At 34.5% G+C, this 17,012-nt stretch carries 14 protein-coding genes; 11 read left to right on the forward strand and 3 right to left on the reverse strand.

The window, feature by feature from the left end; all coding sequences use genetic code 11:
* Positions 1-63: 63 nt before the first annotated feature.
* Positions 64-522, reverse strand: a complete 459-nt coding sequence (locus GM921_RS16230) for a DUF4293 domain-containing protein (RefSeq protein WP_182923678.1) — start codon at positions 520-522, stop codon at positions 64-66.
* 72 nt (positions 523-594) lie between these two features.
* On the opposite strand from GM921_RS16230, the gene truA reads away from it, so the two are divergent.
* Positions 595-1,341: a tRNA pseudouridine(38-40) synthase TruA gene (gene truA, locus GM921_RS16235; RefSeq protein ID WP_182923679.1), complete on the forward strand. Its 747-nt coding sequence runs from the start codon at positions 595-597 to the stop codon at positions 1,339-1,341.
* Positions 1,342-1,409: 68 nt separating this feature from the next.
* Positions 1,410-3,200: an ABC transporter ATP-binding protein gene (locus GM921_RS16240; RefSeq protein ID WP_182923680.1), complete on the forward strand. Its 1,791-nt coding sequence runs from the start codon at positions 1,410-1,412 to the stop codon at positions 3,198-3,200.
* Between the two features lie 293 nt (positions 3,201-3,493).
* Here GM921_RS16240 and GM921_RS16245 read toward each other — a convergent pair whose 3' ends face one another.
* Positions 3,494-3,928, reverse strand: a complete 435-nt coding sequence (locus GM921_RS16245) for a hypothetical protein (protein WP_182923681.1) — start codon at positions 3,926-3,928, stop codon at positions 3,494-3,496.
* Positions 3,929-4,079: 151 nt separating this feature from the next.
* Between GM921_RS16245 and GM921_RS16250 the strand changes: the two genes are divergently transcribed.
* On the forward strand, positions 4,080-5,354 hold the full coding sequence (locus GM921_RS16250) for a dicarboxylate/amino acid:cation symporter (protein ID WP_182923682.1): 1,275 nt from the start codon (positions 4,080-4,082) through the stop codon (positions 5,352-5,354).
* Between the two features lie 299 nt (positions 5,355-5,653).
* A complete protein-coding gene (locus GM921_RS16255; RefSeq protein WP_182923683.1) occupies positions 5,654-6,331 on the forward strand; it encodes a hypothetical protein in 678 nt (225 codons plus the stop codon).
* Between the two features lie 43 nt (positions 6,332-6,374).
* Here the strand turns inward: GM921_RS16255 and GM921_RS16260 are convergent, their stop codons facing one another.
* Positions 6,375-6,812, reverse strand: coding sequence for a cupin domain-containing protein (locus GM921_RS16260; protein WP_182923684.1), 438 nt, complete (start codon positions 6,810-6,812; stop codon positions 6,375-6,377).
* Between the two features lie 547 nt (positions 6,813-7,359).
* Here GM921_RS16260 and sucD point away from each other — a divergent pair.
* From sucD to GM921_RS16295, 7 genes are all read left to right on the forward strand, one after another.
* On the forward strand, positions 7,360-8,232 hold the full coding sequence (gene sucD / locus GM921_RS16265) for a succinate--CoA ligase subunit alpha (protein WP_182923685.1): 873 nt from the start codon (positions 7,360-7,362) through the stop codon (positions 8,230-8,232).
* A 551-nt stretch (positions 8,233-8,783) separates the two neighbouring features.
* A complete protein-coding gene (locus GM921_RS16270) occupies positions 8,784-9,263 on the forward strand; it encodes a methionine-R-sulfoxide reductase (protein ID WP_182923686.1) in 480 nt (159 codons plus the stop codon).
* Between the two features lie 195 nt (positions 9,264-9,458).
* Positions 9,459-10,991, forward strand: a complete 1,533-nt coding sequence (locus tag GM921_RS16275; protein WP_182923687.1) for an arylsulfatase — start codon at positions 9,459-9,461, stop codon at positions 10,989-10,991.
* Between the two features lie 97 nt (positions 10,992-11,088).
* Positions 11,089-11,475, forward strand: coding sequence for a septal ring lytic transglycosylase RlpA family protein (locus tag GM921_RS16280; protein WP_182923688.1), 387 nt, complete (start codon positions 11,089-11,091; stop codon positions 11,473-11,475).
* A 447-nt stretch (positions 11,476-11,922) separates the two neighbouring features.
* Positions 11,923-12,900, forward strand: coding sequence for a ribonucleoside-diphosphate reductase small subunit (locus GM921_RS16285; protein WP_182923689.1), 978 nt, complete (start codon positions 11,923-11,925; stop codon positions 12,898-12,900).
* A gap of 159 nt (positions 12,901-13,059) precedes the next feature.
* Complete coding sequence (locus GM921_RS16290) at positions 13,060-15,444, forward strand: ribonucleoside-diphosphate reductase subunit alpha (protein ID WP_182923690.1); 2,385 nt, start codon at positions 13,060-13,062, stop codon at positions 15,442-15,444.
* 154 nt (positions 15,445-15,598) lie between these two features.
* Positions 15,599-16,978 (forward strand): TlpA family protein disulfide reductase, encoded by a 1,380-nt coding sequence (locus GM921_RS16295; protein ID WP_182923691.1) that lies wholly within the window; start codon positions 15,599-15,601, stop codon positions 16,976-16,978.
* The last annotated feature ends 34 nt before the right edge of the window (positions 16,979-17,012 follow it).

Here is a 17,012-nt window from a genome sequence, read left to right on the forward strand (position 1 = left end):
AGATTGTTTGTCCGTACTAAGTTGGTTGATGACGGAAATATTGTTCATTAAAGCTCTTTCCTTCTACCTCAATCTATCAGCACTTCTTAATAATTTTTCATCATTATTAATTCCTCTTATGGCCAAAATGCAGAAGAAAATAGCAATAACTGGTAAAAACATGCCTATGTTATAATTAGCTGTTTCTAATCCCCCAGGAATTTTCTTTGCAAAAATGCTACACCAAAAAGATAAAGCAATAATAAAAACAATGTTGATATAAGCAATTCGCTTTTGAGAAGTTCTGTTCTTGTAGTTAAAAACGTTAATCAAACACATAACCGCAACAGCAATAGTCATAATTAACAAATGGATAGATCCTTTTAAAAGCGTACTTACCCCATCTAATTTTTGATATAAACCATTAGCATTGATATAATATTCAGTATTTCCAGCAGTTGCTGTAACCATAGGAATAAAAAGTAGGCAGCAAATTGTTACGCCTGCCAATAAAAGCCATATCGATTGTATTCTTTGTATCATAAGTCTAAAATATTTTAACAAATATATCAAATCAACAACACTAGCAAACTAGAAAAAACTATTTTTGCACTATTGAGATATTTTATAGAATTAAGTTATGATGGTACAGATTTCCATGGTTGGCAAACACAACCTAACGGGATAACTGTGCAAGAGTGTTTAGATAAAGCATTAACCACATGTTTTAGACAAAATATTATTTCACTTGGCTGCGGCAGAACAGATGCAGGTGTACATGCAACTCAGTTTTATGCGCATTTTGATGTAGTGGATTTACCAGAAGCAACGGTTACAAATTCGGTAACCAACATAAACTCATTATTGCCTTACACCATTGCAGTAAAGCGGATTTTTGCTGTAGGTGATGAAGCGCATGCCCGATTTGGTGCCACAGCTCGAGCTTATCGATATCATCTACATTTTGAGAAAGATCCTTTTAAAATCAATCGTTCTTGGTTATATAAAGGAGAATTGAATTTCGATAAAATGAACCAAGCAGCTCAACTGTTATTGAATTTTACTGATTTCTCTTGCTTTAGCAAATCGAAAACCCAAACCTTTACCAACAACTGTAAAATAACCAAAGCAAGCTTTGAAAAAATAGACGGAGGATTAATTTTTACCATTAAAGCAGATCGCTTTTTAAGAAATATGGTAAGAGCCATTGTTGGAACCTTAATTTTGGTGGGCAAAAGAGATATTGAAATAGAAGAAGTTGAGCAAATTATAGAAAGTAAAAACAGAAGCAATGCAGGGCAATCGGTACCAGCTTGTGGGTTGTATTTAGTAGCAATTGAATATCCATTTATTAGTAATTAGTATATAGTAGTTAGTATTTAGATAGATAACACCAACAATATAACAATGCAACAATTTAACAATATAGAATGTCTAAGATAACTGGAGATGCGTTTAATGTTAGTTTACTTAAAAGAGTTTTTGAGTATGTAAAACCGTATCGCAAAACATTTGTATGGTCAGTGGTTTTAACACTTTCATTAGCCATAATTGCTCCAGTTAGACCATTTTTAATTGGTTATACTTTAGATGAATTTATTTTAAAAAGCAATTACAATGGGCTGGTGCAAATGACGATTTTAATGCTATTGCTACTGGTTTTACAAACGATTATTCAATATAGCCAAACGTTGTTAACCAATACTTTAGGTCAATCGGCTATTAAAGATTTACGTATAAATGTGTTTAACCACATTAGTAATTTGAGACTAAAGTATTTTGATAAAACACCAATTGGTCAACTCATTACGCGAACTGTTTCTGATTTAGAAACCATTGCGGATATATTTTCTGAAGGTTTAATTGCCATGATTGGCGATTTATTGCAAGTAATTGTAATTATAGGATTTATGCTTTGGAAAGATTGGGAATTGACAATTGTGGTTTTATTACCAGTTCCTTTTTTAATTGTAGCAACCCGTATTTTTCAGAAATCTATTAAAGTTGCATTTCAAGAAATAAGAACAGAAGTTTCGAATCTAAATACTTACTTGCAAGAACATATCAGCGGTATTTCCATCATCCAATATTTTGCAAGAGAAAACCAAGAATATCAAAAGTTTAAAAAAATTAATTCTCGCTATCGCGATGCGAATATTCGTTCTAATTGGTATTATTCTATCTTTTTTCCTGTTGTAGAATTAATTTCTGCCATGTCATTAGGTTTGTTGATTTGGTACGGAGCAAATAGTATTTTAAAAAACCCAATTGATGTAAAACCTGGAGTGATTACTACATTTATAATGTGTATCAACATGCTTTTTAGACCAATTAGAGAGCTTGCCGATAAATTTAATACCCTCCAAATGGGTATGGTAGGAGCCGAACGTGTTTTTAAAGTTTTAGATACTAAAGAAACCACCGAGAATAAAGGAACATACACTCCAGAGAAAATGCCGGGAGCTATTAGTTTCGATAAAGTTTGGTTTAGCTATAATCAAGATGAAGAAGCAGAGCAAGAGAATTATGTGCTAAAAGATATTTCTTTCGAAGTTAAAGCTGGACAAACTGTTGCTTTGGTAGGCGCAACGGGCGCAGGAAAATCATCAACTATTAATATTTTAAATCGTTTCTATGAAATACAAAAAGGAGAAATAAAAGTAGACGGCGTACCTATCAAGGAGTATGAATTAGGTTATTTACGCAGTCATATTGCTACTGTATTACAAGATGTTTTTCTGTTTTCTGATACAATTTTCAATAATATAACACTCAACAATCCTACAATTACATTTGATGAAGTGGTTGATGCAGCTAAAAAAGTGGGAGCGCATGAATTTATTGAGCGTTTGCCAGGAGGCTATCATTATAATGTGATGGAGCGTGGCGCAACACTTTCTGCAGGGCAAGCACAGCTAATTTCATTTATTAGAGCATTAGTTTATCAGCCCTCAATTTTAGTGTTAGATGAAGCTACTTCATCGGTTGATACCGAAACCGAAATGTTAATACAAAGCGCCATAGAAAAATTAATGCATGGCAGAACTTCAATTGTAATTGCCCATCGCTTATCTACCATTCAAAAAGCCAATTTAATTATCGTATTAGATAAAGGAGAAATCAAAGAAAAAGGTACGCACCAACAACTGTTAAAACTAGATGGTTATTACAAGCGTTTATACGATTTACAATTTTCATCAGTTGGTATTGCTAAAAACTAACCTAGAAAACTGTCAATTTAATATGAACCTCGGGTTAACCTCTTTGTGTTTGCAACATATCAAGCCTAAGCAATGTTTCTTCGTTAACCTAAAATCGACCTTGTCCAGTGCGGAAAGCACCAATTACCCTTCGCAGAAACTTTAATAGCGCTGGGCGCAGTCGTGGATTTTTTTGCATACTTTTTTCATCTACAGGAAAAAAGTTTGTCCGCGAAGCGACAGAATCACAAAAAATAACCACAAAAAGATTGCTTTTTTAGCAAAAGCTTAGTGTTGTAGCAAAAAAGCTAAGATTACTTAATCAACTGATCTTCTACAACAGTTTTAGTCGTAATACTACCGCTAGTTACTGTAGTCTCCGTAGCCAAACCAATACTCGTATTCCTTACAAAACTCAACTTTTGCGTAATAGCAGGCGTTCCAGAAAAAGTAATATTATCTCCAGTCCCATCGATACTATATGTGCCAGTAGAAATTACAGTAGTATTTTGTCTAACTAATTTGCCGTCAGCACTAAAAACTAATGTATCAATTGGGTTGTATTTTACCGTGTCAGGGCTGCCAGCAACGTTATTTGTGTAAATAGTTTTAATCGTATACTTAAGCGGCCACTTCCCAATAAGTTGTTGTTGCACCAAATTCTTAGCATTAATAGTCTCTTTTTTACATCCGTAAATAGTAAATGCTAAGCCAGCTAAAAGAGTAAGTATAACGTTCAGGTTCTTCATGGTAAGTGCAAAGATAATGTATTAGTTCATTTGTTCAATAGCTCAAATTAGCCCATAAAACAATACTATCTTATCCAATACAGATGCAATTTGTCAAAAAAACAATAAGTCCATAAAAAATGTTCCTATCTTCAATTCTTATTCAACTTAAATGAAGTCGATTTTATCTAATTTAACCTTTCAAGTTTTAGTAGCCATCACTTTAGGTGTTTTGGTGGGCGTTTTTTATCCCGCATTTGCGCCCCACGCCGAGTTAATTAGCAAGAGTTTTATTAACATGATTAGCATGTTAATTGCCCCAATTATATTCTTTACCATCGTTTTAGGTATTGCCCACATGGGCGATATGAAGAAAGTTGGTCGTGTAGGCGGTAAAGCATTATTGTATTTCGAAATCGTAACCACCATTGCCATCATCATCGGCCTTGTAGTGGCAAATGTTTTAAAACCAGGTGTAAATGTACAAGTGCCACCAGGCGATGTAACCAAAATGGCTACCTATACCGCACAAGCTGGTGAGATTAATTGGCTAGAATTTATCGCCCACATCATTCCTAAAAATATTTTCGAAGCATTTACCAAAGGTGAAATTTTACAAATCTTATTCTTTGCCATCTTGTTTGGTTATGGGTTAAGTAAAATGGGAGAGAAGGGACATTCTTTAATTAGCAGCTTCGATAAAATCTCTAAAGTGTTATTCAACATTATGAAAGTGGTGATGCGTTTTGCGCCGATTGGTGCTTTCGGTGGAATGGCTTTTTGCGTTGGTAAATACGGTTTGGGTACTTTGCTGCCAATGGCGAAATTAATGGGCTCCGTTTATCTCACCTGTTTCTTGTTTATTTTTGTGGTGCTAAACGGCATTTGCCGATATTACAAATTCAGCTTATGGCAATATTTAAAATACATCCGACAAGAAATATTAATTGTTTTAGGCACATCTTCATCCGAATCTGTACTGCCGAGTATGATGAAAAAGATGGAAGATATAGGTTGCGATAAATCTGTGGTAGGCCTAGTTATCCCGACAGGGTATTCTTTTAATTTAGATGGAACTGCAATTTATTTGGCGATGGCGGTTATCTTTTTAACCCAAGTTTTTAATGTTGATTTATCCATTGGCGAACAAATTTCTATCATGGCCGTATTAATGGTAACCTCTAAAGGGGCAGCTGGCGTTACGGGCAGTGGCTTTATTGTATTAGCAAGTACATTAACAGCTTTGAAAATTATGCCAGTAGAGCATATTGCTATTTTATTAGGCGTTGATCGTTTTATGAGCGAAGCAAGAGCAATTACCAACATGATTGGAAACGGAATTGCAACCATTGTAATTGCCAAAAGCGAAAACGAATTTGATCAAGAAAAGTATTTAAAAGCGATTAGTCCAGCAGCAATAGAAAAGGCAGAGGAAGATCATTTTTAGCCTCACACCAACCCTCTCCTTCGGAGAGGGAGTTTTAAGTTTGTCATTCAGAGCGCAGCGAAGAATCTCTTTTATCTATCGGTTGGTGTCTCACCGACTGAAATAAATATTTACTTCTTCTAATAAACAATCAATATTCCTAAATCATTATCTTGTGTTTTTATTAATGAATTATCTAAATGCCCCAGTTTAAAAGAAACTTTCTTAGCATAATATCTTTATTTTTTCTTTTAGCGTGCAACAATTCTAGTAAACCAGAAAGAGTAATTAGTGTTTCTAAATCTATTGCCAAATTAAAAGTGGAATCTAGAACAAGTAAACCAGACAGTTTATTAAAAGATGAGGTGGTTCAAGTTTATAATGAAGATGATACCATTCGTTTTTCAAGAAAAAGATTAAGCTTGGCGTATAAACTTATCCCTCAGTTTAGAGATGAAATTGTGGAAAGCCCTGATGTAGCTTATAGCGGCAGGCCAAACCCATCTATAACTAAAAATACTGAAGAGAAAGATTTTTTAAGTTTTGGGTGTGAGGTTTGTCAGGATGATTATATGTTGATGTATACCTATTTCTTGAAACAACGAAATTTAGGTAAACAAGCTGAAAGAAATAGGAAAAACTTTATTAATATATACAGGTTAATTAATTCAATTTATGGTGAATTACAACAAGGAGGAACATACTTTGGACATCAGTATTCTCGTATTTATGGTTATGCTGAATATTCAGTTTATTTAAGAATTCATTATGGAAAAGATTATGAAAAGAGTTATTCTGTTTCGCCTCAAAAAGCATTCTTCATTGGTTCATTAAAGCAATTGATAAATGAAGATGAAAAATATAATATGGAAGTTGTTCAAAATGAGAAGCAATCAAGAAAAGGTTCTTTGCTCAAAAAAGTTAATGAATTAAACAGTCTTATTACAGACCATTTTTATTTAGAGGAAGCACAGAAATTTAACTATTCGAAATATTAACATTTTATCTATCGGTTGGTGTCTCACCGACCGAAATAAATATTTACTTCTTCGCATAAACAATTAAAATCGTCAAATCATTATCAGGGTTTGGCTCAATACCATGCGAACTTCCTGGTCTGGTCAAAATAGCATCGCCGGGTTTAACAGCAAAAGTTTCACCATTCATTTTCATTTTACCATTCCCACTCAACACATAATAAATTTCATCTTCCTTTTGCAAGTGATATCCAATAGATGAACCAGCTTTTAACGTCCTTTTCCTAAAAACAGTTTTTAAGTTTTTAGCATCACCAAAAAAGTTATAGCCAATGGTTTTTCCTCCACCGTTGTGTGTGCCAGCTTCTTCCTTGGCAACGTCCTTATCATTCTGAAGAATATATTTACTCGTATCTATGGTTTGTGATTTAGCAGCACAATTAAAAGCTAATAGAAAGATTACAAAAAATAAGACAGCATAAAAGCGAGTTGAAATTTTCATTGGGTATAATTTTGATTCGAATAAAAATAGGCATTTGGCCGTCATTTGTCAAAAGTATATGGTTAAACAAATAAGTCTATCAATTTTCCTTAGCAAAAAACCATGTTGTTTTCTTTCTTAACTTCTTTACATCTGCATCGTAAATACCCCATAAAACATTAACCTTTGAGACTGGGTTAGTTCGGACTTAGTTCGGGGTTAGTTCGGAGTTGGTTCGGACTTGTGACAATTGTACCCGAACTAAGTCCGACTTAAATGCGAATGAAGCAGGAACTAGTAATTAACCTGATATAATCTCGGTGTCATTCTTTCATCAGCCAAATATATTTAGGTTTTAGCTGTTATAACTCCTAATTTGTTCCGTTGTATAAGTCCAAGTTTATTAAGTTGTGTTGGTTCTTGTTTTCTAATTTCCATTTGCTAATTCATGTAATCAATTTCCTATGCCCTATTTCTCTTCTTTATCATAAATTATTCAATTATCTGTGTTTTGCATTTGACAATCTATTTCAATTAGCTTAAGTTTGCATCACAAAAAATAGATAGAATGAGTGTTTTAGTAAATAAAGATTCAAAAGTAATTGTTCAAGGGTTTACGGGTAATGAAGGTACGTACCATGCAGAGCAAATGATAGCTTATGGTACAAACGTTGTTGGCGGAGTAACACCTGGTAAAGGCGGTCAAACGCACTTAGACAGACCTGTATTTAACACAGTAAAAGACGCGGTTGATAAGGCTGGCGCTAACGTATCTATTATATTTGTACCACCAGCATTTGCTGCAGATGCAATTATGGAAGCTGCAGAAGCTGGTATTAAAGTAATTGTTTGTATTACAGAAGGTATCCCAACTAAGGATATGATTGCTGTAAAATCTTATATAAAAGGTAGAGATTGCCGTTTAATCGGTCCTAACTGTCCAGGTGTAATTACTGCTGATGAAGCTAAAATTGGTATCATGCCAGGCTTTATCTTCAAAAAAGGTACAGTTGGTGTAGTTTCTAAATCTGGTACGTTAACTTACGAAGCAGTAGACCAAGTAGTAAAAGCTGGTTTAGGTATTACAACTGCTATCGGTATTGGTGGTGATCCAATTATCGGAACAACGACTAAAGAAGCGGTAGAATTGTTAATGAACGATCCAGAAACTGAAGGTATCATCATGATTGGTGAAATTGGTGGTGGTATGGAAGCTGAAGCTGCATTGTGGATTAAAGCAAATGGTACTAAACCAGTTGTTGGTTTCATCGCTGGTCAAACTGCGCCTCCAGGACGTAGAATGGGCCACGCTGGTGCAATTGTTGGCGGTGCCGATGATACAGCTGCTGCTAAAATGAAAATTATGGCTGAGTGCGGAATTACTGTAGTAGAAAGCCCAGCTGAAATTGGTGAAGCAATGGCCAAATTGTTAAAGAAATAGTTTATAACCAAATATATTTAAGAGCGTTTCACATTTGTGGAGCGCTTTTTTTATGATTGATTTTTTACCACAGAGCGCACAGAGAAAGGCAGAGAGGTTTAAATTATTAACTGCTCACAATTTTCTCTGTGTGAACTCCTTTTCTCTGTGTTTAGTTTTATTTGCGAAAACTTTGCGTCTTTGCGATTAAATTAATTTTTTACCACAGAGCGCACAGAGAAAAGCACAGAGGTTTAAATTATTAACTGCTCACAATTTTCTCTGTGTGAACTCCTTTTCTCTGTGTTTAGTTTCTTTGCGAAAACTTTGCGTCTTTGCGGTTAAATTGATTTTTTACCACAGAGCGCACAGAGAAAGGCACAGAGGTTTAAATTATTAACTGCTCACAATTTTCTCTGTGTGAACTCCCTTTCTCTGTGTTTAGTTTCAAAACGTTATCAAAACCTTACGTTTACATGAAAAACAAAGCCTTGCAATTATTTATATTTGTATAAGCTGCATTAAAATCCAAACCTTGCCGCAAAACGTATATGTTTAAAAACATAACACACATGAAACGAATAATCAATAAAACAGTATTAGCATTAAGTCTGTTATTCTTAACAAGCTTAGTTGCTTGTGCACAGAAACAAGAAAAAATAGCTCCATCTAAAACCACCAAGAAAATGGAATACAATAAATTAACCAAAGAAGAAGAAGATGTAATTGTTCGTAAAGGAACCGAATATCCGGGTACGGGTAAATATGATAAATTTAACGAAAAGGGTACTTATACTTGCAAGCGTTGCAATGCGGCTTTGTATAGATCAGATTCTAAGTTTGATGCCCATTGTGGTTGGCCATCTTTTGATGATGAAATTAAAGGTGCAGTAAAGCGTATACCAGATGCTGATGGACAACGTACAGAAATTGTTTGTGCAAATTGTGGCGCTCACTTAGGTCACATATTTATAGGGGAAGGTTTAACATCAAAAAACACACGTCATTGTGTAAATTCAATCTCAATGAATTTTGTGCCAGATAAAAAGTAATTCGATTTAATCGATTTTATAAATGCTCAGATTTATCTGGGCATTTTTTTTGGAAGATCATTGTGTGAATTTTCTTTAATGAAAGCTTTTAGGCTAAATATCAAGCGTTTGCGTGAAGATTAATTAAACTAGTTATTTGAAGTGTGGCTTAAATTGATTTTACTTGTATTATCAATTTATCTTAACTCCACAACAATGAGAATAAGTTTAAAGCTTTTGCCTGTTCTATTGCTACTAGCAACTACTGCCTTTTCACAAAATGCAACTAAGAAAAAGCCAAATGTCATTTACATTTTGGCAGATGATATGGGTTATGGCGAGCTTGGAGCATACGGACAAACCAAAATAGAAACGCCAAATATTGATGCGATTGCAAAAAATGGGAAGAAATTTACGCAGCATTATGCCTATCCAGTTTGCGCACCATCGCGGTATATTTTAATGACTGGTCAAAATTCTGGTAAAGCTTTTATACGGGGTAATCATGAATGGGGAGAACGTGGTCCAGTTTGGGATTTTAAAGCAATGGAAGAAAACCCGTATTTAGAAGGTCAATATCCAATACCAGATTCTACAATTACGATTGCAAAAGTATTAAAAGGCGCAGGTTACGTTACAGGATTGGTAGGTAAGTGGGGTTTAGGTTCGCCAATGAGTGCTGGACAGCCCAATAACCAAGGGTTTGATTATTTTTATGGTTTTAACTGCCAAAGACAAGATCATACCTATTATAACGGACACCTTTGGGAGAACGAAAATCGTGTGCCAATGGATAATAAGATTGTTGATCCTGCTGTGAAATTTCCAAAAGATTTGGATCCTTTGGATGAAAAAAATTACGAAATATATCAACAGAAAGATTATGCGCCAGATTATTTAATTAAAGCAGCGCTGAAGTTTATTGATAAAAATAAGAATCAGCCTTTCTTTTTATACTATCCAACTCCGTTACCACATGTTTCATTACAAGCACCAAAAAACTTGGTAGATTATTATCATAAAAAGTTTGGTGATGAAAAACCATTTCTTGGAGGTTCATATTTCCCATGCCGTTACCCTCGGGCAACTTATGCGGCTATGATTACTTTATTAGATCAGCAAGTAGGTCAGTTAATTGATAAATTAAAAAAAGAGGGTGTTTACGAAAATACCATTATTATGTTTTGTAGTGATAATAGGCCAACTTTCAATGGTGGTGTTGATCCTACTTTTTTTAATAGCGCAGGTCCTTTTAAAGACGAATATGGCTGGGGTAAAGGATTTTTACACGAAGGTGGAATTAGAGAACCTTTTTTAGTACAATGGCCAGGAAAAATTAAAGCTGGTTCAACATCAGACTTTATATCCTCGACAATGGATATGATGCCAACTTTTTGCGATTTATTAGGGCTTAAAACACCAAAAAATATAGATGGAATAAGCATTTTGCCAGCTATTTTAGGCAAGCCACAAACTAAAGAACATTCGTATTTGTATTTCGAATATCCAGAATATGGCGGACAACAAGCGATTAGGATTGGAGATTGGAAGGGTGTGAGATTGAATATGCTGAAAGGTAATGCCAAATGGTCGTTATATAATCTCAAAGAGGATATTCAGGAGCAGGATGACGTAGCAAATGCCCATCCAGATATTATCAAGAAGATGCAAGAAATCAGCAAAAGGGAGCATCAAACGCCCGCACTTTCTAGGTTTATTATTCCCGTGTTGGAAAACGAAATGAAATAATTTTTGGAAGGTTCGATAATTTCGAACCTTTATTGTTTAAAATCAACCCTTAATGAAATACTAGGTTCAAAAGTCATTTTGTATATTTGATTTACCTATGAAAAATAAAATAAGGATTTTGCTGTTCCTGTGCTTCGCATCTTTTGCGGCTAAAGCGCAGCATTTAACAGAAAAACAACCCGATACAGTTGTAAAAACTATTTACACATCTTACTATGCTAAAAAGTTTGAAGGTAGAAGAACAACTAGTGGCGAAAGGTATAGAGCAGCCAAACTTACAGCTGCACATCTTACACTTCCATTTGGTACCATAATTACAGTAAGAAACCTAGTAAATGGTAAAACGGTTATTGTAAGAGTGAACGATCGTGGACCGCATAGCAAGAAATTTTCATTAGACTTATCACAGTCAGCAGCCAAAGCCATAGGCATTTACAGACTTGGTTATGCCAAAGTAGAAATCACTTATGTGTTGTGGAAATAATTTTCAATAATTCGCCTGTTACAACTCATTTTTTAAAATTATTAACACTCGTTTTGATTCTCTAAGTCCTTAAAAAGAAATAATTAGCTTTTTTCTATGTTGTTTATGACCGAATTTTGATTAGGATTTTAACATAAAGCGGCAACATGTTAACAACTTTGTAGCTCAAAAAATCGCCCAACTTCTATATTTGTTAAAGAAAGTTCTTTAAAAGAAATCACTCCTAATATTATTTAAGTACTTAATATTTAGTTGTTTAAAAAGCATTGAAAAATCAATGTTTTTTAAATGTTTGAGCTAAGTACTCAAGACGTTGGCGGCGTGATTTTGATAAAGCTTTTAGGTTAAGGGATTTGACACGGTTTTAAAGAATAAAGCGAATTTACGTTTGCACTATAAAACTCATCAGCCTGTACTAGCAACTTCTAAACGTTAAAAAACTAAACTATGCAGCAAGAACAAGAATTACTATTAAAAGAAAACAAAGATCGTTTTGTTCTACTCCCAATTAAATATCCCGCCATTTGGGAAATGTATAAGAAAAGCGAGGCAAGTTTTTGGACGGCAGAAGAAATTGACTTATCAGATGATCAAAAACATTGGGATAATTTAAATGATGGCGAAAGACATTTCATTTCTCACATTTTAGCATTTTTCTCTGCTAGTGATGGTATTGTAAATGAAAACTTGGCTGTAAACTTTATGAGTGAAGTGCAGTTACCAGAAGCACGTTGTTTTTATGGTTTCCAAATTATGATGGAGAATATCCATGCTGAAACTTATGCTTTGTTAATTGATACTTATATCAAAGATCCAGACGAAAAAGATCGTTTATTTCATGCAATTGATACTGTTCCGGCAGTAAAAAGAAAAGCAGAATGGGCATTACGTTGGATTGAAAATGGAAGTTTTGCAGAGCGATTAGTAGCTTTTGCTGCGGTTGAAGGGATTTTCTTTAGTGGTAGTTTCTGCTCTATATTTTGGTTGAAAAAACGTGGTTTAATGCCAGGCTTAACTTTTAGTAACGAATTAATTTCTAGAGATGAAGGTATGCACTGCGAATTTGCTTGCTTGCTTTACAGCATGTTAGAAAATAAGCTGAGCGAGAAACAAGTTCACGGTATCATCCGCGATGCGGTAGAAATTGAAAAAGAATTTATTACAGATGCTTTGCCAGTGGCACTAATTGGAATGAACGCTAAATTAATGAGCCAATACATTGAGTTTGTAGCTGATAGATGGATAAGTGAATTAGGCTATAAAAAAATATACAATGCGTCAAATCCATTCGATTTTATGGAGATGATTTCACTACAAGGAAAAACAAATTTCTTTGAGAAAAGAGTAGGTGATTATCAAAAAAGTGGAGTGTTAACCTCTACAGAAGATAAAGCGGCTGCATTTTCACTAGATGATGACTTTTAAGCCGAAAGCTTAAAGCAAAAAGACTAAAGCTAAAATACTACAGGCTAAAACAGAAGGTTAGGGAGCTGTTTTACCAAAATAATAAAATACTATTTATAAGATTTAACATGTTCGATTTGTCTCAAATCTCACATCTCAAATCTAAAATTTGATGAAAATATGTTTGTACTGAAAAGAGATGGCCGCCAAGAAGCGGTAAAGTTTGATAAGATAACCGCTCGCATTGAGAAGTTGTGTTATGGTTTTAATGCCGAATTAGTTGATCCGATTGATGTTGCTAGAAAAGTAATTGAGGGTTTGTATGACGGTGTTACTACTTCAGAACTTGATAATCTTGCAGCAGAAACAGCAGCTTCCCTAACTACAAAACACCCAGATTATGCATTGTTGGCATCGCGTATTGCAGTTTCTAACTTACACAAAAACACATTAAAGTCGTTCTCTAAAACGATGGAAATGCTGTACACTTATATCGACCCTAAAACAGATAAACCTTCATCGCTTATTGCAGAAGATGTTTGGGAAGTGATTAAAGAAAATGCTGATATTTTAGATAGTACCATCATTTACGATAGAGATTTTGGCTTTGATTACTTTGGTTTCAAAACTTTAGAAAAATCATATTTATTAAAAGTAAATGGTGTAATTGTAGAGCGTCCGCAACATTTGTTTATGCGTGTATCTGTTGGTATCCACAAAGGAGATATCGATAGCGCCATTAAAACGTATAACTTAATGAGCGAGCGTTGGTTTACACATGCTACGCCTACCTTATTCAACGCTGCAACTCCTAAACCTCAAATGTCATCGTGTTTCTTGTTAACTATGCAAGACGATAGCATTGAAGGTATTTATGATACCTTAAAACAAACTGCTAAAATTTCTCAAAGTGCTGGTGGTATTGGATTAAGTATTCACAACATCCGTGCTACAGGAGCTTATATAGGCGGAACAAATGGTACAAGTAATGGTATCGTGCCGATGTTAAAAGTATTTAACGATACAGCTCGTTACGTAGATCAAGGTGGAGGTAAGCGTAAAGGTGCTTTTGCTATTTATTTAGAGCCTTGGCATGCAGATATTTTTGCTTTCTTAGACTTGCGTAAAAACCATGGTAAAGAAGAGATGCGTGCTCGTGATTTGTTCTATGCCCTTTGGATTTGCGATTTATTTATGCAACGTGTAGAAGATAATGGCGATTGGAGCTTATTCTCTCCAGATGAGGCACCAGGTTTAGCAGATTGCCACAGTGAAGAGTTTAACGAACTATATACTCGTTACGAAAAAGAAGGTAGAGCTCGTAAAACAATTAAAGCTCAAGAACTTTGGTTCGCTATTTTAGATGCACAAATTGAAACTGGTACGCCTTACTTGTTGTATAAAGATGCTGCAAACAGTAAATCTAATCAGCAAAACTTAGGAACCATTAAAAGTTCTAACTTGTGTACAGAGATTATCGAGTACACCTCTAAAGACGAAGTTGCAGTTTGTAACTTAGCTTCATTAGCGTTGCCACGATTTGTAATTAACGGTGAGTTTGACCACCAAAAATTATACGATGTAACTTATCAAGCTACTTTAAACTTGAATAAAATCATCGATTATAACTATTATCCAGTAATTGAAGCGCAAAACTCTAACTTCCGTCACCGTCCAGTTGGATTAGGCGTACAAGGTTTGGCAGATGCATTTATCTTAATGCGTTTACCTTTCGAGAGCGATGCCGCTAAAGAATTGAACAAAGAAATTTTCGAAACCATTTACTTTGCTGGTATGACAGCATCTGCCGATTTAGCTGCTAAAAATGGTCACTACGAAAGCTTTAAAGGTTCTCCATTATCTAAAGGTAAATTCCAGTTCGATCTTTGGAATGTAAAACCATCAAGCAATCGTTGGGATTGGGAAACTTTACGCAAACGTGTAGTTAAAACTGGTGTGTACAACTCATTATTAGTTGCACCAATGCCAACTGCATCTACTTCACAAATTTTAGGTAACAACGAATGTTTTGAACCATACACTTCAAATATTTACACTCGTAGAGTATTAAGTGGAGAGTTTGTAGTAGTTAACAAACACTTGTTAAAAGATTTAGTTTCTTTAGGCTTGTGGAACCCACAAATGAAAGATAGAATTATCTTAGCTAACGGTTCAATTCAAGATATTGCAGAAATTCCTGATTACATTAAAGAATTGTACAAAACAGTTTGGGAGATTAAAATGCGTAACATCATTGATATGGCTGCCGATAGAGGTGCTTATATCTGCCAATCGCAATCGCTAAACTTGTTTATCAATGCGCCAAATACCTCAAAATTAACTTCAATGCATTTCTACGCATGGAAAAAAGGATTGAAAACAGGTATGTACTATTTACGTACACAAGCTGCTTCTCAAGCTGTTAAATTCACGGTAGAAAATCAAGGTGGTAAAGCAATTGAAGCTGTAATTCCAGCAGAAATGACGCAAGACCAAGTTGCTGAAGAAATTGTAGACGGACCAGTTTGCTCGATGGAAGAAGGCTGTATCAGTTGTTCGGGATAAACCCCCTAAAGGGGACTTTGTAAATGCAATAATATTAAAGGTTTTGGGCAAATGCTCAAAACCTTTTTTGTTAATGAAAGTTAAAATTGTTAAGGCCTGTTAAATCAGTAGAGGTTACTTATTGTATTGTTTATCTTGCTTCAAATAAAAAAGTATGAAAAGATATTTGATAATAATTTACTCATTGCTTTTTGCATGGCCAGCTGTTTCACAAACTGTAAAAATTACAGGGACGGTTATCAATTCAAAGGAGAGTGCCATCACATTTATAAGGAATGATGAAGCAGCTGTTACTGGCGTTTTTTCAGAAAAAAGATACAAGGTGAAATTGGGAGATGCTGGCAAATTCGATATTATTTTACCCGTTGATGAAATTTCGAAATGGTTGGTAGAAGTTGGCAGTGATCGTTTTGATGTATTTGTACTTATTCCGAATGAAAATGTTAGTATTGTAATAGACGCTATAGAAACGGGGTTGATGATGAATACAATAGCCAAAGGACCCCACGCAGCTAATTTTAATTACTTCTCTTATTATCTAAAAAAGAGTAGAGAGAAAAATCCTATAGAAACTTATGCAGTTCGCACAGATACATTAGATATTTTGGAGTATTTAAAATTTCAAAAAGAAATTTCGCAGTACGATTTAAAGATGTTAGATGAATATCGCAAATCTTTTAAGTTAACAGATGAATATTACAATTGGTTAAAAACAGCATATCAATATAGTCCTTATAATGAAGCAATCAATAGGGCAAGAGCTAAAAAGAAAATAAAAGACCCAGAGATATTTAAATTATTAACCGCACAATTAAGTGATGATAATTATGCCGCAAAAAACTCAGTTGACTACAACAATCTTTTAGAATACTACATGCATTATAAATTTAATAACTTAAGTTACCCTATTGATATGGAGAAGTTTTTTGATTTTGTAAGTAATACAAATTTTAGTGCTACAACAAAATCAGTTACTTTAACGCGTAGAATGATGGATTTTAGAGGGTTAAAAAATGATAGCTTATACAACTCTATTTTTCAGCAATTTAAGGAGCGGGTAAATGATGCAGAGTTATTAAAAATAGTTACCGATTCTAGAAAAGGGCACTTAAATCAAATTTCTAATGCTGTAAAAGAAAACATTAGTAAGGCTAAAGGCTTAAATGAGATTTTGCAAAAGTATGAGGGAAAGGTTATTTACCTAGATTTTTGGGCAAGTTGGTGTGCGCCATGTAAGGAAGAAATGCCAAATGCAGCGAAATTGAGAGCTAAGTTAAAGGGTAAGGATGTAGTGTTTGTTTATTTTGGATATAAAGACACCAAAAAGAAGTGGTTGGCCACCCAGAAAGAATTAAAAATAGAAGGAGAGCATTATTTGCTAAGCGCTGAACTGATAGATGAAGCAAATGATTTATTTGAAATAATAGGAGTGCCAAGATATGTGATTATTGGCAAGGATGGCACTATTATTAGTAGAAATGCAAACGGACCAAGTCAAGTTTATGAACAGTTGATTAAACTCGCAGAGAAATAAAATAAGCAATAATATTGTAAGGTTCTGTACAAAT

This window comes from Pedobacter planticolens, from assembly GCF_014172375.1.
GTDB classification, from domain to species: domain Bacteria; phylum Bacteroidota; class Bacteroidia; order Sphingobacteriales; family Sphingobacteriaceae; genus Pedobacter; species Pedobacter planticolens.